At 71.6% G+C, this 20,660-nt stretch carries 21 protein-coding genes; 10 read left to right on the forward strand and 11 right to left on the reverse strand.

The features are described from left to right. Nucleotides 1-24: 24 nt before the first annotated feature. The 5 genes from ASC77_RS06920 (at nt 25) to ASC77_RS06940 (ending at nt 5,143) form a co-directional block, all read left to right on the forward strand. Nucleotides 25-789, forward strand: coding sequence for an NUDIX hydrolase (locus ASC77_RS06920; RefSeq protein ID WP_056150382.1), 765 nt, complete (start codon nt 25-27; stop codon nt 787-789). Between the two features lie 84 nt (nt 790-873). Next, nucleotides 874-1,560: a response regulator transcription factor gene (locus ASC77_RS06925; RefSeq protein ID WP_056150385.1), complete on the forward strand. Its 687-nt coding sequence runs from the start codon at nt 874-876 to the stop codon at nt 1,558-1,560. Further along, the gene (locus ASC77_RS06930; protein WP_082574542.1) at nt 1,557-4,142 is read left to right on the forward strand and encodes a DUF4153 domain-containing protein; all 2,586 of its coding nucleotides are present in this window, start codon (nt 1,557-1,559) and stop codon (nt 4,140-4,142) included. Before ASC77_RS06925 ends, ASC77_RS06930 begins: the two co-directional genes overlap by 4 nt. A gap of 51 nt (nt 4,143-4,193) precedes the next feature. Next, the gene (locus tag ASC77_RS06935; RefSeq protein ID WP_082574543.1) at nt 4,194-4,724 is read left to right on the forward strand and encodes a hypothetical protein; all 531 of its coding nucleotides are present in this window, start codon (nt 4,194-4,196) and stop codon (nt 4,722-4,724) included. Between the two features lie 20 nt (nt 4,725-4,744). Continuing rightward, a complete protein-coding gene (locus ASC77_RS06940) occupies nt 4,745-5,143 on the forward strand; it encodes a YccF domain-containing protein (RefSeq protein ID WP_056150389.1) in 399 nt (132 codons plus the stop codon). Here the strand turns inward: ASC77_RS06940 and ASC77_RS06945 are convergent. Further along, on the reverse strand, nt 5,084-6,010 hold the full coding sequence (locus ASC77_RS06945; protein ID WP_056150391.1) for an EamA family transporter: 927 nt from the start codon (nt 6,008-6,010) through the stop codon (nt 5,084-5,086). The genes ASC77_RS06940 and ASC77_RS06945 overlap by 60 nt on opposite strands. Nucleotides 6,011-6,082: 72 nt before the next feature. Here ASC77_RS06945 and ASC77_RS06950 point away from each other — a divergent pair, with 72 nt between their 5' ends. Next, nucleotides 6,083-6,997 (forward strand): LysR family transcriptional regulator, encoded by a 915-nt coding sequence (locus ASC77_RS06950; protein WP_056150394.1) that lies wholly within the window; start codon nt 6,083-6,085, stop codon nt 6,995-6,997. On the opposite strand, the gene ASC77_RS06955 is transcribed toward ASC77_RS06950, so the two are convergent. Both ASC77_RS06955 and ASC77_RS06960 read right to left on the reverse strand, forming a co-directional pair. Next, nucleotides 6,960-7,895 (reverse strand): tetratricopeptide repeat protein, encoded by a 936-nt coding sequence (locus ASC77_RS06955; RefSeq protein WP_056150396.1) that lies wholly within the window; start codon nt 7,893-7,895, stop codon nt 6,960-6,962. The genes ASC77_RS06950 and ASC77_RS06955 overlap by 38 nt on opposite strands. Nucleotides 7,896-7,927: 32 nt before the next feature. After that, a complete protein-coding gene (locus tag ASC77_RS06960) occupies nt 7,928-9,136 on the reverse strand; it encodes an acetyl-CoA hydrolase/transferase family protein (protein WP_056150398.1) in 1,209 nt (402 codons plus the stop codon). A 149-nt stretch (nt 9,137-9,285) separates the two neighbouring features. Between ASC77_RS06960 and ASC77_RS06965 the strand changes: the two genes are divergently transcribed. Beyond that, nucleotides 9,286-11,472, forward strand: coding sequence for a choice-of-anchor J domain-containing protein (locus ASC77_RS06965; protein WP_082574544.1), 2,187 nt, complete (start codon nt 9,286-9,288; stop codon nt 11,470-11,472). A 225-nt stretch (nt 11,473-11,697) separates the two neighbouring features. Here ASC77_RS06965 and ASC77_RS06970 read toward each other — a convergent pair whose 3' ends face one another. Next, nucleotides 11,698-12,639: a glycoside hydrolase family 43 protein gene (locus tag ASC77_RS06970; protein WP_056150400.1), complete on the reverse strand. Its 942-nt coding sequence runs from the start codon at nt 12,637-12,639 to the stop codon at nt 11,698-11,700. Between the two features lie 360 nt (nt 12,640-12,999). Between ASC77_RS06970 and ASC77_RS06975 the strand changes: the two genes are divergently transcribed. The 3 genes from ASC77_RS06975 to ASC77_RS06985 all read left to right on the forward strand — a co-directional run bounded on the left by ASC77_RS06975 (nt 13,000) and on the right by ASC77_RS06985 (nt 16,649). Beyond that, complete coding sequence (locus ASC77_RS06975) at nt 13,000-14,628, forward strand: hypothetical protein (protein ID WP_156390968.1); 1,629 nt, start codon at nt 13,000-13,002, stop codon at nt 14,626-14,628. Between the two features lie 469 nt (nt 14,629-15,097). Further along, a complete protein-coding gene (locus tag ASC77_RS06980; RefSeq protein ID WP_162249802.1) occupies nt 15,098-16,312 on the forward strand; it encodes an HNH endonuclease signature motif containing protein in 1,215 nt (404 codons plus the stop codon). A gap of 100 nt (nt 16,313-16,412) precedes the next feature. Beyond that, a complete protein-coding gene (locus tag ASC77_RS06985) occupies nt 16,413-16,649 on the forward strand; it encodes a hypothetical protein (protein ID WP_162249803.1) in 237 nt (78 codons plus the stop codon). 13 nt (nt 16,650-16,662) lie between these two features. Here ASC77_RS06985 and ASC77_RS27140 read toward each other — a convergent pair whose 3' ends face one another. The 7 genes from ASC77_RS27140 to ASC77_RS07015 form a co-directional block, all read right to left on the reverse strand. Next, nucleotides 16,663-17,211, reverse strand: coding sequence for an MmcQ/YjbR family DNA-binding protein (locus tag ASC77_RS27140; protein ID WP_200944925.1), 549 nt, complete (start codon nt 17,209-17,211; stop codon nt 16,663-16,665). Then, complete coding sequence (locus tag ASC77_RS06995) at nt 17,211-17,699, reverse strand: MarR family winged helix-turn-helix transcriptional regulator (protein ID WP_056150407.1); 489 nt, start codon at nt 17,697-17,699, stop codon at nt 17,211-17,213. Before ASC77_RS06995 ends, ASC77_RS27140 begins: the two co-directional genes overlap by 1 nt. A gap of 11 nt (nt 17,700-17,710) precedes the next feature. After that, nucleotides 17,711-18,229 (reverse strand): PH domain-containing protein, encoded by a 519-nt coding sequence (locus ASC77_RS07000; RefSeq protein WP_056150409.1) that lies wholly within the window; start codon nt 18,227-18,229, stop codon nt 17,711-17,713. 6 nt (nt 18,230-18,235) lie between these two features. Next, complete coding sequence (locus ASC77_RS26500; protein ID WP_156390970.1) at nt 18,236-18,403, reverse strand: hypothetical protein; 168 nt, start codon at nt 18,401-18,403, stop codon at nt 18,236-18,238. A 108-nt stretch (nt 18,404-18,511) separates the two neighbouring features. After that, nucleotides 18,512-19,312 (reverse strand): SDR family NAD(P)-dependent oxidoreductase, encoded by an 801-nt coding sequence (locus tag ASC77_RS07005; protein ID WP_056150411.1) that lies wholly within the window; start codon nt 19,310-19,312, stop codon nt 18,512-18,514. Next, nucleotides 19,309-19,794, reverse strand: coding sequence for a VOC family protein (locus tag ASC77_RS07010; RefSeq protein WP_056150412.1), 486 nt, complete (start codon nt 19,792-19,794; stop codon nt 19,309-19,311). Before ASC77_RS07010 ends, ASC77_RS07005 begins: the two co-directional genes overlap by 4 nt. A gap of 13 nt (nt 19,795-19,807) precedes the next feature. Further along, entirely contained in the window at nt 19,808-20,608 is an 801-nt protein-coding gene (locus ASC77_RS07015; RefSeq protein WP_056150414.1) for a MerR family transcriptional regulator, read from the reverse strand. Nucleotides 20,609-20,660 lie beyond the last annotated feature (52 nt).

Consider the following 20,660-nt stretch of genomic DNA (forward strand, 5'->3'; position numbering starts at 1 on the left):
GCGGCTGATCGCTAGAGTCGTCACGTGACCCAGGAGACGACCGCCGTGACCACCGTCGCGACGGGGGTTGCCCGGATCTCGTGGGCCGACGACGAGCCGATCGACGTCATCCGGCACGCCGTGGTGGCCGCGCTCGCCGACCACGCCCGGGTCGAGGCGCTCGTCGACCCCGACGACGAGGGCGCCCAGCGGGCAGCGACCTGGTCGGGGCTGCGCCGCGAGGGCGTGATGCGTGGCGTCACCGTCGACGGAGCGCCGGTCGACCGCGTGGTCTACGCCCGGCTCGCGACCGACACCCCGCTGCACGAGCCCGAGGGGTTCCGGGCGCTGCTCAACTCGTTCCTCCCCCGCAAGCGCGCGATCGGACAGATGCTGGTGCGCGACCGGGACGACCGGGTGCTGCTCTGCCAGCTGACCTACAAGCCCGACTGGGACCTGCCCGGCGGTGTGGTCGAGGTCAACGAGTCGCCACGCGACGCCGTGGGCCGCGAGATCGAGGAGGAGCTCGGCCTGACGATCCCGGCCGGCGGGCTGGTGCTCACCGACTGGCTGCCGCCGTGGAGCGGCTGGGACGACGCCCTCTGCCTGGTCTTCGACGGCGGCGTCCACGACGCCTCCCTCACCGACTCGATCGTCCGCGAGGCCCGCGAGATCCGCTCCGCCGAATTCTGCACCCTCGAGCAGGTCACCGAGCGCTGCGCCGACTTCACCGCCCGCCGGATCACCTCCGCGCTGGCCAACCTGGCCGCGGGCGGCGGCCCGGCGTACACCGAGTCCGGCCGGCGCTGACCGGCCGCACGGCACTCGGATCTGCACAGAACCTCCACAGGTCGTCCCCCACCCCTGCGCCGCCGCGCGCCTAGCCTTCGGTGCATGACCAGTGCGAACCGGAGGGTCCTCGTCGTCGAGGACGACCCGGTCATCAACCAGGCCGTCTCCGACCGGCTCGAGGCCGAGGGGTACGACGTCGTCCGAGCCTTCGACGGGCCCGGCGCCGTCGGCGCCGAGGCCGAGCACCGTCCCGACGTGGTGGTCCTCGACGTCATGCTGCCGGGGTACGACGGCCACGAGGTGTGCCGGCGGATCCAGGCCGTGCGACCCGTGCCGGTGCTGATGCTCACTGCCCGTGCCGACGAGGCTGACGTGCTGATCGGGCTCGGTGTCGGGGCCGACGACTACCTCACCAAGCCCTTCCGGATGCGCGAGCTGGTCGCGCGGGTCGCCGTGCTGCTGCGCCGGGTGGAGCGCGCCTCCGAGCTCGCAGGCCGCCGCGCGCTCGAGCTGGGCGACCTGCGCGTCGACGCGCCGGCCCGACGGGTCTGGCGCGGCGACGAGGAGGTGCGTCTGACACCCACCGAGTTCGACCTGCTGCTCTGCCTCGCGGCGACGCCCGGCGCCGTCGTCTCCCGCGACCGGCTGCTCGCCGAGGTCTGGGGGTGGGCCGCCGGGACCGGCACGCGCACCGTCGACAGCCACGTGAAGGGGCTGCGGGGGAAGGTCGGCGCCGACCTGGTCCGCACCGTGCACGGCATCGGCTACGCGCTCGCGGTGCCGGAGTGAGCAACGAACGGACGCAGCCGCTCGCGCGGGTCAGGTCCCTCAAGGTCAAGCTCGGCCTGCTCGTCGCCGTCAGCGTCACCGTGGCGTCCGTCGTCGCGTCGATCGGCCGCTCCGCGGGCGTCGGCGCCTGGCTCAGCATCCCGGTGACCATCGGGCTCGCCCTCGCGGTCACCCAGCTGCTGGCGGTCGGGATGATCTCGCCGCTGCGGCAGATGACCGAGGCGGCCCGCCGGATGGCGAGGGGCGACTACGACGTCAGCGTCACCGAGACCTCCAGCGACGAGGTGGGCGACCTGGCCCGCAGCTTCAACAAGATGACGCGCGACCTCGCCAGCACCGACCGCCAGCGCCGCGAGCTGGTCGCCAACGTGAGCCACGAGCTGCGGACCCCGATCGCGGGCCTGGTCGCCGTGCTCGAGAACGTCGTCGACGGCGTCGCGCCCTCCGACCCGGCGACGCTCGCGGCCGCCCTCGCCCAGGCCGAGCGGATGAGCCGACTCGTCGAAGACCTGCTCGACCTCGCCAGGGTCGACGCGGGCAAGGCACCGCTGACTCCGACGCCCGTCCCCATCGGCCCCCTGCTCGAGGCGGCTGTCGCGGAGGCGCGGGTGCTCGGTCGCCAGGTCGAGTACGACGTACGCGTCGACCCGACCGACCTCGTGGTGCATGCGGACCCCGCCCGGATGCACCAGCTCGTCGCCAACCTCCTCGACAACGCCTCGCGGCACAGCCCCGCCGGGGGCAGGGTCCTCGTGAGCGCCCGGCGCGACGACGAGCGCTACGTCGTGGAGGTCCTCGACCAGGGCAGCGGTGTCGCCCCAACCGACCGGGAGCGCGTGTTCGAACCCTTCGGCACGTTGCGCGCGACCGAGGGCACCGGCGGCACCGGCCTCGGCCTCGCCATCGCCCGCTGGGTGACCGACCTCCACGGCGGCTCCATCCGCTTCGTCGACCCCGAGCCCGGGACGACCGGGGCCCGGGTCCGGGTGGAGCTCCCCCTCTCCCCGTCCGACCGCCCCGCACCCGCTTCTGCACCCGTCTCGATCCCGGAGGTTCCCGTGCCCGTCGCCCCACCCGTCACCGCCGCACGCCCCGTCCCGCCGCGCTCGGTCCTCGACGACCTCTTCGGCGTCTTCTGGCCGGAGCCCTCGGTGCCGACCCGGATCGGGCTGGTCCTCGGCGCTGTCGCGTCGGGCGTCCTCGGCAGCCTGGTGCTCCCGGAGGCGGTCAACGGGCTCGGGATGACGCTGCTCCTGCTCGTGGCCGGTGCCGTGGTCCTGACGGCGAGCACCCGACGGAGGGACCCGTTCACCCTCACCTGCACGGCGCTCTGCGTGGCGCTCGCCGCGGTGCCGATGGTGCGGGATGCCGACTGGATCGTCGCGCTGAGCGTGGTCACCGGCGCGGCGACCTGTGTCGTCGGTGTCTGTCACGGCCGGACGGTGCCGGGGTTCGTCCTCGCCGGCGTCTCGTGGCCGCTCGCCGGCCTGCGTGGGCTGCCGTGGCTCGGGCGCACGCTCGCCGCCGTCCCGGGCATCGGTCAGGGCGCCGCCCTGCTCCGCACGCTGATCTGGTCGGCGCTGCTCCTGGTCGTCTTCGGGGCGCTGTTCGTCTCCGCCGACGCGCTGCTCGCCGAGTGGGTCGGTGCGCTGCTGCCGGACCTGACCATCGACACCTTCGTGCAGCGCGCGTTCGTCATGGTCGCGGTCGGTGGCGTGGTCCTCGCGGCGGCGTACCTCGCGCTCAACCCGCCGCGCGTCGACGCCCCGGCGCGGCCGTCGCGACCGGTCGCCAACCGCTACGAGTGGCTGGCGCCCGTGCTGGTCGTCGTGGTGGTCTTCGCGGCGTTCCTGGCGGCCCAGGCGACCGTCGTCTTCGGCGGGCACGACTACCTGAAGCGGACCACGGGGCTGACGTACGCCGACTACGTCCACCAGGGCTTCGGCCAGCTCACGGTCGCCACCGCCCTGACCCTGCTGGTGATCTGGGCGGCCTCGCGCAAGGCCCCGAGGGAGACTTCGGGGGACCGACTGTGGCTCCGGGTCTCGCTGGGGGTGCTCTGCGTGGAGACCCTGGTCGTCGTCGCCTCCGCGCTCTACCGCATGCACGTCTACCAGGAGGCCTACGGCTTCACCCGGATGCGGCTGCTGGTCGACGTCTTCGAGGGCTGGCTCGGCCTGCTGGTGCTCGCGGTGATGGCCGGCGGCGTTGCGCTCACCGTGGGCTGGCTGCCGCGCTTCGCCTGGATCACCGGGGTCGTCGGGCTGCTCGGCCTGGTCGCGATCAACCCCGACGCCTGGATCGCCCAGCACAACGTCGACCGCTACCACGAGACCGGTCGCGTCGACTGGAGCTACCTCAGCGGCCTGTCCGACGACGCTGTGCCGGTGCTGGCCGAGCTGGACGACAGGGAGGCGGCGTGCGCGCTCGCCGGGTGGGCACCCGCCGACGACGACTGGCTCGCGTGGAACCTGGGCCGCTCCCGCGGCGCCGACGCGGTCGTCCGCGAGCTGGAGGGCGTCGCGATCCCTGACGACCGGACCGCGTCCGACGCCTCCTGCCCGACCGGCGCCGCCGAGTGAGTGCTGCGGTGGACCGGGGATCTCCTTGATCGCTCGTGCCAGAATGATTACATGATTACAAACGAGACTCAGGAGCGCGTGACGGGCTGGTTCGCCGGCCGGCTCCCGGCGGAGTGGCAGCTCGCCCCCGCCGACGTCACCGTGGACCGCGAGGAGATCACGGTGATCCTGTCCGTGGCAGATGTCGAGCTCGAGGGCTCGTCCGAGGCGGCACTGGCCGAGGCGCGAGCCGGTCGGGCGTCGGCGTTCCGCGAGGAGACCCGCGACCAGCGGATGGAGATCGCCCGGGAGGCGCAGCACCGGTTCGAGCGGAAGGTCTCGTGGGGGCTGGCCGTCGGCGAGCCCGACAGCGGGCACCGCGAGCTCTGGACCCACGTGTCGGCGCCGACCATGACCCGCCTCCGGCAGCCGCAGCGGCTGGTGCTCGACACCCTGGTCGACGCCGGTGTCGCCCGCTCCCGCGCCGACGCGCTCGCCTGGTGCGTGCGCCTGGTCGGGCAGCACGAGGGCGACTGGATCGCCGAGCTCCGCCAGGCGATGGACACCGTCGCCGACGTACGCGCGAAGGGTCCGGCCGCGTAGCCCTTGGCTAGATTGATGCCATGCGCGTCGTGCTGAACGTCATCTGGCTGGTGCTGTGCGGCTTCTGGATGGCGATCGGGTACGTCATCGCAGGCGTCATCTGCTGCCTCCTGATCATCACCATCCCGTTCGGGGTGGCGTCCTTCCGGATCGCCAACTACGCCCTCTGGCCGTTCGGGCGTACGGCGGTCCGGAAGCCGACCGCGGGGGCCGGGTCAGCGATCGGCAACGTGATCTGGTTCGTCGTCGCCGGCGTCTGGCTGGCGATCGGCCACGCCGTCACCGGGGTGGCGATGTGCCTGACGATCATCGGCATCCCGCTCGGCATCGCCAGCTTCAAGATGATCCCGATCTCGCTGCTACCGCTGGGGCGCGACATCGTCCCGAACGACCAGCTCGTCTACTCCCCCGCCGCCTGAGGGCGCCCGCGACGCCCGCACCGGGCGCATCGCGACCAGGACGCCGAGGATCAGCAGCACGCCGCCGAGCAGCTCGGCCGAGTTGGGGCGCTGGTCGAGGAGCACCCACGCCGAGGCCATCGCGACGACCGGCGCGAGCAGCACCCACGGCACGACCGAGGACGACGGGTTGCGGGACAGCAGCGTGTTGAAGACGCCGTACCCGACCAGCGAGGCCAGCCCCGCGGTGTAGAGCGTCGAGACCCCGGCCTGCCACGAGAAGGACGCGAGCGCGTCGCCGACGACGGTCGGGCCGTCGACGGCCAGCGAGAGCGCGACCAGCGGGACAGGTACGACGAGCGCCGACCACACCGTCAGCGACAGGCCGCCCGTCACGCCCGACGCACGCGACACGACGTTGCCGATGCCCCACGACAGCGCGCCGAGCAGGCACAGCGCGAGGGCGACGACGGTGACCTGCCCGCCGCGCCCGACGGCCACGACGGCCAGACCGACCGCGCCCACGGCGACGCCGAGCACCTGCGGGGGTGTCGGCAGCTCACGGAGCACGCCGGCGGCGATCAGGATCGTGAAGATGACCTGGGCCTGGAGCACCAGTGCGGCCAGCCCCGGCGGCATCCCGGCGTCCATCGACACGTAGAGGAAGCCGAACTGCCCCAGGGACATGAACGCCCCGACCGCCGCGACCACCCGCCAGGGCGCGCCCGGACGGGCGACGAAGAAGATCGCCGGGAAGATCACGACCGTGAACCGGATCGCCACGAACAGGAGCGGCGGGACGCCGTCCATCCCCCAGTCGATCACCACGAAGTTGAAGCCCCAGATGCTGGCGACGAGGGCGGCGAGGAGCGAGTCACGGCGGTTCACGCGACCAGTCAACCGGGCGGGACCATGAAGCACCAGCGAATGATCGTGCATGGATCCAGGTAGCATTGCTGCATGATCGACCTGGCCGCCCTCACCAGCCTCCGCGCCGTCGACACCCACGGCTCCGTCGTGGGGGCCGCCGACGCGCTGGGCTTCACGCCGAGCGCGGTCTCCCAGCAGGTCAAGCGGCTCGAGAGGCAGACCGGCGTCCCGCTGCTCGAGCGGGTCGGCCGCGGGGTGATCCTCACCGACCACGGCCGGCACCTCGTCGACGCGGGCGCCCGGCTGCTCGCCGACCTCGAGGAGGTCGAGTCGGGGCTGCACGAGCGCGCCGGCGCGGTGTCGGGCCACCTGCGGCTCACCGCCTTCTCCACCGCGATGCGCGGCCTGGTCGCGCCGGTCGTCCGCGACCTGCGCGCCGCCCACCCCGACCTCACCCTCTCGCTGACCGAGCGCGAGCCGTGGGACACCATCGACCTGGTCGCGACCGGCCAGAGCGACCTCGGCGTCGTGCACCGCTGGGGCGACGTGCCGATCACGATCCCCGACCACCTCGAGACGACGCAGGTCGCGCACGACGTCGCCGACGTCGTGGTCCGGCGCGACCACCCGCTGGCCGAGCGCAGTCGCATCACCCCGCGCGACCTGGTCGACGAGGGCTGGATCGCCACGCCCGAGGGCACCATCTGCCGCGAGTGGCTGACCCGGATGTACGCCGGCACCGGGCGGCTGCCCCGCATCGCGCACACCGCGATGGAGTTCGACTCCCACCTGGCGCTGGTCCGCGCTGGTCTCGGGATCGCGCTGGTCCCCCGGCTGGGCCGTCAGCCGCTCGGCGACGAGCTGGTCGGCGTCCCCGCGCACGACCCCGAGCCGACCCGCGACGTGATCGCGGTGCACCGGCGCAGCATGGCCGGCTCCCCCGCCGTACGAGCCGTGCTCGCGGGACTCAGTACAGCGCAGACATCAGGTCCCGCCGGCCCTTGAGGACCCGCGGGTCGTCGTTGCCGACGGCGGCGAAGAGCCCGAGCAGGTGCTCGCGGGCAGCGTTGCGCTCGTCGCCGGACGTACGGCGGACCAGGTTGACCAGGCGGTTGAACGCGTCCTCGACGTGTCCACCGAGCATGTCCAGGTCGGCGACCATCGTCTGGGCGTCGACGTCCTCGGGCTTGGCCGCCCCCTCCGCGCGCGCAGCGTTGAGGTCGACCCCCTGGGTGCGCTGGAGCACCTTGGCCATCGCGAGGCCGGCCGCGGCCTCGACGTCGGCGGGGTTGGCGGTCACGAGCTTCTGGTACTCCTCGACGGCCCGGTCGATGTCGCCGTCGCCGAGCGCGTCCTGCGCGGCGGCGTAGCGCGGGTCGTAGTCGGGCTCGCCGTCGCCGTCGGTGTCGACGGCCGCCGACCGGGGCTGGTGCCGGCCCGCGACGCCCTGCGCGGTGAGCTGCTGCATGACCTGGGTCATCGCCGTCCGCAGCTCGTCGAGCGGCAGCACGTCCTGGATCATCGGCGCCGGGCGGCCGTCGAGGACGGCGACCACGAGCGGGATCGACGGGATCTGCATCGCCTGGGCGATCCCCGGCGCGTCGTCGATGTTGACGAGGCCGACCAGGAAGCGGCCCTCGAACTCGGTCGACAACGTCACGAAGTCGTCGGCGAGCTGCTGGCTCTCCGGCATCCGGGTCGGCGAGTAGAAGACCAGCATCACCGGCGCGGTCATCGACGACTCGACCGTCGCCTGGAAGCTCTCCTCGCTGACCTGCACGGCGTACGACGAGCCGCCGGCCGCCGCTCCACCGGTGGGAGCCGCGCCCCCGGCCTGCGGTGCGGGGGCCTTGAGGCCGGACAGGTCGATGGCGCCCGGGCGGGAGAACGGCTGCTGCGTCATGCGCCCAATCCTAGAGAGGTCCCGGCAGGCGCCTACAGCAGACCCAGCGCCACCCCCTCCTCGCGCAGCTCCTCCCGCACGCTCGGGTGCGCCGCGTTCTCGATCAGCTGACGGGCCTGCTCGCGCTGGTCGTTGCCGGCGATCTCGGCGACCCCCTGCTCCGTGACGACCGCGGACATCTGGAAGGACGTCACCGGCTCGTCGACGAGCGGCACGATCGTCGAGCAGTCGGCCTTGGGGTGCCACGAGCGCAGCGCGATGAAGGCCTGGCCGCCCGCGGCATGCATCGCACCGACGATGAAGTCGGTCTGGCCCCCGAAGCCGGAGTGGATGCGGGCGTCGATCCGGGACGCGTTGGCCTGCGCGAAGAGGTCCACCTGGAGGGCCGTGTTGACGCTGACCATGGCCGGGTTGCGCGAGATCAGCGCCGGACTGTTGGTCGTCTCCGTCCGCGCCATCTCGATCCGGTCGTTGCCGTCGACCCAGGCCAGCAGCTCCGGTGAGCCGAAGAGGAAGGACGCCGTGATCGGCACGTTGCGGTCCAGGGCGCCGATCTTCTCCAGCGCGAAGATGCTGTCCGAGAACATCTCGGTCCACACTCGCAGACCGCTGCGGTCCCGGAGCCCCTGCAGGGTCGCGTCGGGTACGGCGCCGATGCCGGCCTGGAGGGTCGAGCCGTCGCCCACCCGCCCCGCGACCAGCTCGCCGATGCGGGCCGACGCGTCGTCGATCGCCGTCACCGGCGCGGTCGGCAGGGGCGCGTCCGCCTCCACCAGCACGTCGACGAGGTCGAGGTCGACCAGCGCGTCGCCGTACGTCCACGGCATCTGGTCGTTGACCTGCGCGATCACCAGGCCACCGCGGCGCTTGGCCGCCTCGAGGGCCGCGGGTAGGACGTTGACCTCGACACCGAGCGAGACCTTGCCGTCGCGCGGGCGGGTGGTGTGCAGCACGACCGCGTCCGGCGGCAGCTGCCGGCCGAACATCGTCGGCACCATCGAGAGCCGCGACGGGTAGTAGCTCAGCCGCGGGCTGCGTCGCTGCCCCGGGCCGACGAAGGACGTCTCGAGGGTGACGCCGTCCCGGTCGGGCAGGCCGTGCTGGCCGTTGAGCGCCCAGAGCCGGTAGCGGTCCAGCGCCGCGTCGACGAGGCCGACGGTGTGCCACGGCGTCGCGTGGTTGCCGGTGACCACGATGCGGGGGTCGTCGGGCAGGGCGGCCAGGGCGCGGTCGAGGTCCACGCGTCGATTCCACCAGATCGGGCGCGGTTGCACCCGGGTCGTTGGTCCCCGACCCTTGCCACTCCGGCCGCCTTCGGGGTAGGACGGACCTCGGCGCCACCCCGCCACAAGCGGGGAGCACTCGGCAGGCGCCTTTCTCGGGAGGTCTCATGAAGACGTCGATCCTGCCCGCTGGAGTCGCACTCGCGACCTGTGCGGCCGGTCTGCTCATCCCCTTCGGCGCCGCGACCGCGGCACCGAAGGTCACCACAGCGGCGAGCCCACCGGCCGCCACGAAGCCGACACCGAGCGACGTGCGCGAGGTGTCGCCGGACGCGAAGTTCTCGACCAAGCAGCTGGGCAGCCTCAAGGCGCAGTCGCGGCTCAAGGCACTCGCCGCCGCGCCGACCCCGGCGGTCGGCACCCAGCGCAGCTGGCTGGGCCTCGACGACTTCAACGGCACGCTCTACCGCAAGCCGTACACGCTGAAGGGCGTGGGCGACAAGATCGAGGTCTGGGTCGCCGACGACACGTCGTTCCCCGCGGGTGACTGCCGCGGCGCCGCGAGCACGGTGATCACCCAGGCCCAGGTGGACCGCCTGATCAGCCAGTTCGACGGCAACATGTACCCGAAGGAGACGGCGACCTTCAGCACGCCGCCGGACCGCGACGGCACCAACGCCCAGATCTCCGGCGACTACACCGGTGACGGCGACAAGACCGTCGCCCTCATCGACAACGTCCGCGACGACAACTACTACGACTTCCCCGCGGCCTCGACGTACATCGCCGGCTTCTTCTCGTCGCAGTTCAACGAGCTGCTCGACCGCAACGTGATGACGATCGACGCCTACGACTGGGCGCACCGCACCGGCGACAACCCGCCGGACGCCTCGACCGCCGACCCGTGCACCAGCCGGCCGGCCCGCCCGAACCTCTACGAGGGCACCTTCGCCCACGAGTGGCAGCACCTGCTGCACTACTACACCGACCCGTTCGAGACGAACTGGATCAACGAGGGGCTCTCCGACTTCGCGCAGACCCTGGTCGGGTACGTCGACGCCACCAAGACCGTCGACCAGCCCGGTGCGGACAGCCACATCTACTGCTTCCAGGGATTCGGCACCGTGCAGACGCCGTACAACCCCAACCCGCGTGACTGCGGCGGGGCCCAGAACTCGCTGACGCTGTGGGGCGAGGACCCGAACCCGGCCGCGATCCTGGCCGACTACGGCAACGCCTACTCGATGATGCTCTACCTCTACGACCGCTTCGGGACGGACTTCATGTCCGCGCTGCACCGTGACGGTGAGTTCCAGGGCGTCGCGAGCCTCGCGCACGAGCTCCAGGGCGAGGGCATCAACAACCCCTACAAGGTCATCCACCAGTTCCAGTCGATGGTGCTGCTGGACAAGATCGTCGGCGACGCCAAGCACTCGATCGTGCTCGGCGCCGACAAGCGCGTCGTCACCACCCCGAGCCTGCGCTCGACGGTGAACCTCGACAACCCGGAGTCCTACGACACCCCCGGCGCCGCACCCAACGGCGCCGACTACGTCGCGCTCCGCGGTGCCGACGGCAAGGCGCTCAAGGGCGCCAAGCTCAAGTCGCTGACCTTCGACGGCGCGTCCACGCTGCCGACGCAGCCGCTCCAGTGGACGGTCGTGTCGGACGACCCGGACAGCCCCGGCGACCCGGTGCTGTGGTCCGGCAACGCCAACAACCTGGACAACAGCGCCGTCACCTCGGTGACGGTGCCGACCACGAACCCGACGCTGACCTTCGACGCCAAGTACGGCGCCGAGGCGACGTACGACTTCGGCTACGTCCAGGTCTCCACCGACGGCGGCTCGACGTACACGTCGATCGCCGGCGACAAGACCGTCGACGGACCGTTCGGTCCGGCCCTCAACGGCACGACGGACGGTTTCGAGCCGCACACGTTCGACCTCTCGGCGTACGCCGGGCAGAGCGTGCTGCTCAGCTTCCGCTACGTCAGTGACGGCGGCGTCAACGAGGGTGGCCTGCTGGTCGACGACATCAAGGTCGGCGGCACCACCATCAGCGACGGCTCCAGCCTGGCCCCGTTCAAGTCGCCCACGGAGATCAAGCCGCAGGCGGTCGAGAACTGGAACGTCAAGCTGGTCGGCATCCGCGACGGCAAGGTCCCGACGGTGCTCCAGGTCGAGTGGAACGGCCGCAATCACCTCTCGCTGGACCGCCGCGACCTGCTGGCCGCGATCCCCTTCGACAAGGTGGTCGCGATCGTCGCCTCCGACGACTCGTCGGAGCTGGTCCAGCAGTTCGCGCCCTACACCCTGAAGGTCAACGGCGTCACCCAGCCGGGCGGCGCCTGACCGACACCTCGACCACCGGGCGCGGCACCCTGCCGCCCCCGGTGGTCGTGTGTCGGCGCGACACGCCGGCCTCGGTGGTAGAGGAGGGCCGCTGGGCCCGTCTCGAAACCCCGGCAGCGGCTGTCAGCAGGTAGCGGGGAAGATCTGGTGCACGGGGTGGATCAGATCTTCCCCGATATCCGATGCCTGGGCGGCGGACGAGTTCCGCGCCACGCGACCCGAGGATCAGTCCAGCAGGCGGATGCCGTCGTCCGAGACGTCGACGGCGGACAGCCTGACCCGCTCGTCGGGCGTGTTGTTCGGCCAGTGGAAGACCAGCCGATCGACTCCCGCGAGGTCGGTGAAGACCATGCCGTGGCCGCCGTTGCGAGCCCACAGGGGCTCGTCCCGCTGCGTCCAGGGGCCCGTGACGAGGCCGGTCTCCGACGTGGCGACGCCCATCGCGTAGCCCTCCTCGCCGAAGCTCGACCACAGCAGGTGAAGGACTCCGCCCTCGGAGCGGACGAAGAAGGGCCCGTCCGTGAACAGCGGGTCCTTCGCCAGGTTCAGCTGCTCGGGAGGCTCGACACCCTCGGGGAACGACAGGGGCTTGCTCCACGGCGCGGAAGAAGCGGTGAACAGCAGGAGCGGAGATCCGACCACGGTCTTGAGGTCGGCCGACAGGGGCAGCGCGTACATCTCCCCGTCGGCGGGCCCGGGCGGACCGCCCGGGACGCCCTCGGCACCCCGGCTGTAGACGAGCCACGGTGCACCCTCGTCATCGATGAACAGCGTGCCGTCGAGGCACGGCACGTCCCGCGGCGTGAGCGGGCCGTCGCTCCAGGGCACGAACGGCCCGGTGGGCTCGTCGGCGACCAGGACCTGCACCCCGCGGGGACCGTCGGCCGGGGCGGAGCTGGCGAAGGTCGCGAACATGAAGTAGCGGCCGTCGTGCACATGGACCTCCGGCGCCCAGAACTGGGTGTCCGCCCAGAACCCCTCCGTCGGCCGGAACGCCGGGAACGGGCCGACCCACGTGTCGAGGTCCTCGCTCGTGTAGCAGTCGAAGCCGGTCGCCGGCCCGTCCCACAGGTTCTCGTCCGTCGTACCGAACAGCACGTAGCCACCGGAAGGGTCGTCGAGGATGAAGGGGTCCCGCATCCTGATCTGGTCCAACCGCCTGCTCATCGCTGCTCCTCCACGGGACGCCGTCGCCGGTCGAGACGCACGCTAGGTCGCCGTGGAGGGTTCCGGGAAAGCGCTGACACGGATGCCTGCCATTCGCGGATCATCCGGTTCGAGCAACCACCGCATCCACCGGTAGACCTGCCCGTCTCGGACCTCCACCTCGACACCGACTTCCACCGACGGACCTGGGTCGGGCCGATGGTCCAGACAGGTGCCGAGGACGCATACCCCAGATGGGGGATGTGATCGACACGCCAGTCTGAATTCAGGCGGGAGGCAACATCCGGCTCCGCTACGTTCGCGAACGCTTTCGACGCCCTTCAGACGTCGAGCGAACACGGGGGAACCACCATGGCACTGATGAACCGCGCCCTAGCCTCGGCTGTGATCGGAGGCGTGGCGGCGTCGCTGCTCGCCGCCTCGCCCGCCGTGGCCACCGCCGCGCCGAACACACCGACCGCAGCCACGACGCTGACCAAGCCGATGAGCATGGCAGCGGCGAACGGTCGCCTCTTCGTCTCCGACGGCAACACCGTCGCCGTCCTCGGGACCGACGGCACGACGCAGAAGAGCCTGACCGGCATGTTCGGTGCGAGAGACGTCCTCGCCTCCACGGACGGGGCCAAGGTCTACGTCGCCCTGAGTCAGGCAGACGCCATCGCCGTCATCGACACCACCACCCTCAGCGAGGTGGCCCGGTACTCGACCAGCCCCTGCCCGGTACACCTGGCCGTGGCCGGCGCTCGACTCTTCTACGGCGCCGGGTGCGCGAACGACTGGAAGGGCAGCATCGGATCCGTCGACGCCGCGACCGGCACCGACCCGCAGACGGTTGCCACCGACCAGATGTACACGGCTCCCTTCCTCGGTGGTGCCGTCAGCACGTTGGTCGCCGGCGTCCCCGGCATCAGCTCGGGCCCCCTCACCACGTTCGCCGTGTCCGGGTCGAGCGCGACCGAGCTCGCCGCGATCAACACCGGCGGATTCCTCGGAGGTGTCTCCGTCAGCCCCGACGGCACCAAGGTCGCCTCTGCCGCCGGCTCCCCCTACCAGCTGTCCCAGTTCAACGCCACCACCCTGGCCGCGGCCGGCACGTTCACCACGGACCCCTACCCGCGGGACGTCGAGTACTCCCACGACGGGACCATGCTCGGCGGCGGCATCGACTCCGCCTACGGCACCAACGGCAACGTCGTCGCGTTCAACATCGCCACCGGCACCCAGGTCCTGAAGGGCATCGCGCACCCCAAGGCCGCCTACAACCGCCCCGACGTCGTGCCCGGCACGTTGACCTGGTCGGCCGACGGCAGCCGCCTGTACACCCTGCTCGAGGACGCCGGCAACGGAGACGCTCGGTACTACCTGGCCGCCGGCTTCGGCACCATCCCCGCCCCGGCCGCTACCACCACCCGGCTGCGCCTGGCCCCGCCGACCAAGCCCGGCGCCAAGGTCGGCGCGACGGCGACCGTGCCCGGACACCCGGGCGTCCCCGTGCGGTTCGTCCGCACCGGCCCCGCGGGCACCGCCACGGTGACCGCGACGACCAACGGTGCGGGGGTCGCCTCGGTCAGGATCGCTGCCCCGTCCGGTGGAACCATCACGGCGTACTACGACGGCGACGACCTCAACATCGCCTCCTCGGCGAAGGCGACGTTCAAGACGGTCACCAGAGCCGCTGCCAAGGTCTCCGGGCAGTACAAGAAGGTCCACGGGGTGGCGTACTTCCACAGCAAGGCCGACGTCGCCGTGAAGCTCAGCGTCAGCTCCCCGGTGCCGGGACGCAAGGTCAGCGTGCTGCTGCAGAGCAGGTACGGCCGCGCCTGGAAGACCGTTCAGACCAAGCGGTTCGCGCTCGACCGTGCCGGTGCCGCCTACGTCGGCTTCTCCCGGGCGACTCAGAGGGTCGGCTACAGGTTCACCGTGAAGTTCGCGGGCGATGCGTACGGGACGCCTTCGTCGGCGACGACCATGACCGTCGTCATCGGCTAGCGACACGCAGCAGGCGTACCGCACCCACCCGGTGGTTGAGGAAGGCGCGCTAGCGCCTGCCTCGAAACCCCGCAGCCTGCGGGTCGGTCTGTGGTGGCGGACCGACAGGCTTTCGACGGGGTACAACGGGCGGTGGGTGACGGTCTGCGCCCGGCTTTCCGGCCGCTATCGGTGGTTGAGGAAGGCGCGCTAGCGCCTGTCTCGAAACCCCGGACGGGTGGCCGTCAACGGATAGCGGGGAAGATCTGGTGCACGGGGTGGATCAGATCCTCCCCGCTGTCGGTGGTCGAGCAGCGAGCGCCAGCGAGCGTCGTCGAGACCCCCGCAACCCACGCACCGACCTCGGGTGCAGGGTCTCGACAAGCTCGACCGCCAGAGCCCGAAGATAGATGATAGAAGTTCCCAGACCCCTGTGAATATGGGGGTTCTGAGCCTCTCAGTGTCGGTGGCACCTGGGAGAATTCTTCTCATGACAGCCCAGACCACACCCCGACACCAGGTCACGGTGGCGACCGCGCGGATGCGCGACCTCGTCACCGACCTGGCCTCCGCGTCGGTGTGGTCGATGGACCCCGTCGATACCGCGACCACCCTGGTCGAGCTCACCAGGCTCGAGGCCCAGGTGGCCGAGCTGAAGGCCCGGGTCGCGATGCACGCCGACGAGGTCCAGGTCGGTGATACCGCCGGTGCGACCAGTACGGCGAACTGGCTCGCGCACGCCACGAACCAGACCCGCCCGGCCGCACACCGCACCGTCCGGTTCGGCTACCAGCTCGACACCCACACGGTCGTCAAGGACGCGTTGGCTGCCGGTGACCTGCTCGCCGACCAGGCCCACGTGATCATCGACGCCGTCACCAAGCTCCCCGCCGACCTCGACCCCGACGACGTGACCCGAGCCGAACGGCACCTGGTCGCCGAGGCGGCGCATCACGACGCCCGAGCACTCAAACGGCTCGGTGACCGGCTCCTCGAGGTCATCGACCCCGCCGCGGCCGACGCCCACGAAGCCAAGACGCTGGAACGCGAAGAGGCCAAGGCGGCCCAGGCGTGCCGGCTGACCCTGATCGACGACGGTCACGGGAAGGTCCACGGACGGTTCACCCTCCCGACCCTGGCCGGCGCCCGGCTCAAGAAGATGCTCCTCGCGCTCGCCGCTCCCAAGCACGTCGCAGCCACCGCAGGCGCCGGCATCGAACGACGCCCCGGCCCCGAACGGATGGGCCGCGCACTCGCCGAGCTCATCGACCGGATCCCCGCAGACGCGCTGCCCCAAGTCGGCGGCACCAACGCCACCATCGTCGTCACCCTCTCCTACGAGTCCCTCATCGGGCAGATCGAGCAGGCCGGGATCCTCGACACCGGCGAACACATCTCACCCGGAGCCGCCCGCAGGCTCGCGTGCACCGCCCGGATCATCCCCGCCGTCCTCGGCGGCACCTCCGAGATCCTCGACCTCGGCCGCACCCGCCGGTTCCACTCAAAGGCCCAACGGATCGCCCTCGCCCACCGCGACGGTGGCTGCACCGCCGACGGGTGTGACTGGCCACCCGGCCTCTGCCACGCCCACCACGACCCACCCTGGTCACAAGGCGGCACGACCGACCTCGACCACGCCCGACTCCTCTGCCCCCGACACCACGCCCTCGCCCACCGCGACACCGAGTACCACCGGCGGCCCTAGGCTGTCCCGGATCCGACGATCTCGAGGTGGCGGAATGGCAGGACCGATGAGCCCGTCGACGCGGCCGACGGACAGGGTCACGACCGTCGCGGTTGCGGCAGTGTCGTGCGTTGGGGGCATCGTCGTGCTCTGGTGGCTGTTGCCCGTCCTCGGAGCAGACGGCGTCGCCTCGTGGACGCTCAGCATGCTCGGGATCGCGATCGGGTTCAGCCTCGCGATCGGCGACCGCACCCGACCCGCGGGCGTGGGACTCGTGATCGGGTTCGGGCTCCTGGCGCTGGGCGAGGTGGTCGTCTTCCTCGCGTTCCTCACCTGGCTCGGCGCCCACACTGCCTGATCGCCACGACCCGCTACCGCACCCAGCGGTAGATCTGCCCGTCTCGGACCTCGACCGACACCGGCGGCTTCGGCGTCGGGTGGCTGCGCAGGTGCTCGAGCAGGTTCGCGCGACCGCGGAGGGACAGGGCGCCGTCGGTGAAGTGCAGGTAGGGGTGCAGCAGCAACCGGGCCTCGTCCCACTCCCCCGCATCGATCGCGGCCCAGGCGGCAGCGGCGGGCGGGGCGAGGTCGGGCAGGTCGTGGAGCATCTTCGGGGTGCACATCCGCCAGGCGTCGGTCACGAGCTCGCGCATCTCCACCGGATCGAGGCGGTCGAGGTGGGCGCAGACCCACTGGTAGCGGAGGTCGCGCGCGGGCGGCAGGAAGAAGGTCTCCGGATCGGACTCGATCAGGCCGTCGCGCGCGTCCTTCGGGTAGCCGAAGCCCATCGCGGTCTCGTCCTTCGAGAACGCGGTGTAGACGATCTGACGAACCTTCAGCTTGAAGCGGCCGCCGATGTGCGCCTCGTAGGTCCGCGGCAGGGCGAGTCCGACGTCGCGTACGTCGTCGGCGCTCACCATCAGTAGTCCCCGGCCGCCTTGCGGACCGGCGCCAGCACCGAGGAGATGATGGCGAGGTCGGCCTCGGAGAGGGCACTCAGCGCGAAGTCGGCGTCGACCAGGTCGCGCGTCGCGACCTCGACGAGCTCACGACCGGCCGGCGTGATCTCAGCCAGGACGGCGCGGCCGTCGTCGGGGTGCGCCTTGCGCTCGACCAGCCCGGCGGACTCGAGCCGCCGCACGATCGAGGTGACGGAGGTGGGGTGCACCTGGAGCCGCTCCCCCATCTTCCCGAGCGGGAGGGCGCCTCGCGAGGAGAAGGTCAGCAGCACCAGCGCCTCGTAGCGGGCGAAGGTCAGCCCGTGCGGCTTGAGGATCGCGTCGAGCCGGCCGATCACCAGCTGCTGGACCCGCATCAGCGACGTGACCGCGTGCATCGCCGGCACCCCCTCCCACCTCAGGCCCCACTGTCGCGCGGCTTCGTCGATGGGGTCGAACGGAAGGGTCACGGCAGGAGACCTTAGTTGACGCGACCCCCACGCAGCCCCGAGCGCTGCACGACCCGCTGGATCGCGAGGTCGCGCTCGTAGGGGCGGGCGACGTAGCGGACGTCGCGGATGCCCTGCTCCTGGGCGGCGGACTCGAAGCAGAAGTGGCCGAAGCCCAGCACCCGACCGTGCAGCGGGCGACGGACCGTGATGTCCAGGATCCTGGTCAGCGGCATCGTGGCGAGGCTCTGGCTGAGGACGCCGTGCACCCGGAAGACCCGCATGTTGGTGATCACGAACCGGTCCCGGTGCTCGCGGACGGTCAGCCACGCGGCGTGCGCCAACGCCGCGAAGGCCAGGAGCAGGGGGAGCCAGGCGACATCGACCGGCGAGGCCGCGGTGATCACCAGCAGCGCCAGGGCCAGCACCGCCTCGAGGGCCGGACGCACGTACGCGCACCAGTGGTGCCGGACCTCGTCGACGATCACCTCACCCTCCTCGCGCAACAGGTGCTTGCCGATGCGCGGGTCGGTCCAGGCGGCGAGACCCATGTCCGGCTACTGCCCGAGCTCGCCGACGAACCGGATCACGGCCTCGAAGAAGTCGGCCGTCAAGGTGATGGTCTGCGCCCCGGCGGACTGGGAGGTCTCGGCAAGGCTGTGCGGGTTCGTGAACATCCAGAAGCCGAGGAACACGGCGAGCAGGACGAGGACGACCTTCTTCATGGGGGAAGCTCCATCTGCAGTGACACCCCGCCCGAGCGGCGGAGTCAGGGCATGGATCAGCGACGTGTCTACCGAGACCGGCGACGCGATGCACGCCGCCACGCCGGTCTAGACCAGATCGTCGGTCGCGTCCCACAGCCGGGCCGCTGCATCGGCGTCGCGCCCGTCGACCGACGGGTCAGCGACGGCGCAGCGCCGGTGGTAGCCGCCCGGCACCGCGTCGGGCGACGTCGCGCAGAAGACCGTCGTGCGCGCCCCCTCCTCCGGCGACGCCAGCGAGCGCCGCTCCAACGGCGCGGCCAGCCGCCGCAGGCGCGCCAGGACCGGCGCCGTCTCGAGGCCGCGGTCGGCGATGCGCGTGTAGACCGAGCCCGGGTGCAGGGAGTAGCCGTGCACCCCCTGCGCGCCGTACCGCCGCTCGATCTCGGCCGCCTCGTGGACCAGCGCGAGCTTGGAGGTGCCGTACGCCGCCCAGGAGTCGTAGGGCGTCACCGGCCCGAACAGCCACTCGTTGCGCCCGCGCTCGTGCAGCTTGGACACGACGTTGACCACGCGGCCGTCACCCGAGGCCAGGAGGTTCGGCAGGAGCAGCCGCGTCAGCTGCGCCGTGCCGAGGTAGTTCGTGCGCCAGTGGATCTCGTGCCCGTCGACCAGCTGCGGCTCCGTCCACCTCGAGCGCAGGTCGAGATGGATGCCCGCGTTGTTGACCAGCACGTCCAGCCGCTCGGGGACCCAGGCGGCCAGGGTGGCCACGGACTCCCGCGAGGTCAGGTCGAGCGGGTGCGTGTCGTCGGTGACCGGGCACGAGCGCGTCGTCGTCAGGACGCGGAACCCCTGCGCCCGCAGGGCATCCGCCGTCGCTGCCCCGAGGCTGCGCTCACCCGCACCGGTGACCAGGGCGACGCTCATCCGCGAATCGCCTCGTAGAACTCGCGCATCTGCGGTCCGATGCGGGCCAGCTCGACGTACGGCGCTCCCCCGGCCGACCCGTCGACGTAGGCGAACTCGATCTCGCCGTCCATCATCGAGCCGCGCATCAGCACCGGCACCCCGGCCGCAGCAGCCGCGTCGCAGGCAGCGTCGACGTCGTCGACCTCGAAGCAGACGTGGTGGAGTCCCGCGCCGTGGGCGTCGAGGAACTCGCGGTGGACCGACGGGCCGGAGACGGGCTGGATGAGCTCGAGCTGCAGGTCGCCGGCGTACCCCAGCGAGACGTGCAGCGTGCAGTCCACCGGCTCCCCGCGCAGGGTGGTCGTGTCCGGACCGAACCGCACGTCGGGGATCCGGGTCCACGCGGCGACGCCGAACTGGTCCGACAGCAGCCGCTCGGTCGCCCCGATGTCGTCGGTGACCCAGCAGATCTGGACGACCGGTCCACTCGCGATGCTCACGCGCGCAGCGTAGTCACCGCGACGGCCAGCAGACCTCGGTCACGTGGTCGAGCAGGTCCTCGGGGTCGCCGTTCGGCAGGTAGCGCTCGACGACCGGTCCCTCCGCCGACAGCGCCTGCTCGGTCACGGCGCGGCCGACGGCGGAGTACGCCGCATCGAGGTCCACCATCGGCCCGTCGTACGTCGCGACCGCGTAGCGGACGGCCGGTCGCTCGACGACCTCGACCCGGCCGGGCAGCGCCGGCACCGATGCCACCGGCACGAACGCGACGACCTCGCCGGCGCCGTCGGTGAAGAACTCGGTCGGGAACACCGCCCCGTCGGGTCCGGTGCGCTCGACGCCCGAGACCGCCAGCAGCCGGTGCAGCTCGGTGAACGCCTCGATCCACCAGGACACGACCGTCTCGCCCGAGACGTCGCCCCGGATCGCCAGCGTCGTCGTGGCCGGCTCGTCGCGGTGCGTGACCTCGATCCGCTCGTCCTCGGTCAGCATCCGCCGCAACGAGTCGACGGTGTCCTGGGTCTGCTGCAGCTGGCGACTCATCCGCTCCAGGTGCTCCACGATCACCCGGTTGCGCGACTCCTCGTCCGGGGCCGCGAGCGCCGTCCGCACGTCGTCCACGGGCAGGTCGAGCTCACGCAGCCGGCGGATCAGCCGCGCCTGCGCGACCTGCTCGGGCCGGTAGGACCGGTAGCCCGTGTGGGGATCGATCCGCGCCGGCTCCAGCAGCCCGACGTCGTGGTAGTGCCGCAGCGCCTTCACGGTCAGGAACGTCATCCGCGAGAAGTCGCCGATGCTCAGCAGGTCAGCCATGGCCGTCACTCTGCACCCTCCCCCTGCAGGAGGGTCCAGCCGATTTCTGGGG

The organism is Nocardioides sp. Root1257, from assembly GCF_001425175.1.
Taxonomy (GTDB): domain Bacteria; phylum Actinomycetota; class Actinomycetes; order Propionibacteriales; family Nocardioidaceae; genus Nocardioides.

What these genes read in the sequence shown, in the direction of transcription:
- ASC77_RS06950 (WP_056150394.1), top strand. Translation starts at nt 6,083, where the DNA reads ATGATCGACCTGGCCGCCCTCACCAGCCTCCGCGCCGTCGACACCCAC.
- ASC77_RS26500 (WP_156390970.1), bottom strand. Translation starts at nt 18,403, where the DNA reads ATGAAGAAGGTCGTCCTCGTCCTGCTCGCCGTGTTCCTCGGCTTCTGG.
- ASC77_RS07015 (WP_056150414.1), bottom strand. Translation starts at nt 20,608, where the DNA reads ATGGCTGACCTGCTGAGCATCGGCGACTTCTCGCGGATGACGTTCCTG.
- ASC77_RS07005 (WP_056150411.1), bottom strand. Translation starts at nt 19,312, where the DNA reads ATGAGCGTCGCCCTGGTCACCGGTGCGGGTGAGCGCAGCCTCGGGGCA.
- ASC77_RS06955 (WP_056150396.1), bottom strand. Translation starts at nt 7,895, where the DNA reads ATGACGCAGCAGCCGTTCTCCCGCCCGGGCGCCATCGACCTGTCCGGC.
- ASC77_RS06925 (WP_056150385.1), top strand. Translation starts at nt 874, where the DNA reads ATGACCAGTGCGAACCGGAGGGTCCTCGTCGTCGAGGACGACCCGGTC.
- ASC77_RS06965 (WP_082574544.1), top strand. Translation starts at nt 9,286, where the DNA reads ATGAAGACGTCGATCCTGCCCGCTGGAGTCGCACTCGCGACCTGTGCG.
- ASC77_RS06970 (WP_056150400.1), bottom strand. Translation starts at nt 12,639, where the DNA reads ATGAGCAGGCGGTTGGACCAGATCAGGATGCGGGACCCCTTCATCCTC.
- ASC77_RS06940 (WP_056150389.1), top strand. Translation starts at nt 4,745, where the DNA reads ATGCGCGTCGTGCTGAACGTCATCTGGCTGGTGCTGTGCGGCTTCTGG.
- ASC77_RS06980 (WP_162249802.1), top strand. Translation starts at nt 15,098, where the DNA reads ATGACAGCCCAGACCACACCCCGACACCAGGTCACGGTGGCGACCGCG.
- ASC77_RS07000 (WP_056150409.1), bottom strand. Translation starts at nt 18,229, where the DNA reads ATGGGTCTCGCCGCCTGGACCGACCCGCGCATCGGCAAGCACCTGTTG.
- ASC77_RS06975 (WP_156390968.1), top strand. Translation starts at nt 13,000, where the DNA reads ATGAACCGCGCCCTAGCCTCGGCTGTGATCGGAGGCGTGGCGGCGTCG.
- ASC77_RS27140 (WP_200944925.1), bottom strand. Translation starts at nt 17,211, where the DNA reads ATGGTGAGCGCCGACGACGTACGCGACGTCGGACTCGCCCTGCCGCGG.
- ASC77_RS06935 (WP_082574543.1), top strand. Translation starts at nt 4,194, where the DNA reads ATGATTACAAACGAGACTCAGGAGCGCGTGACGGGCTGGTTCGCCGGC.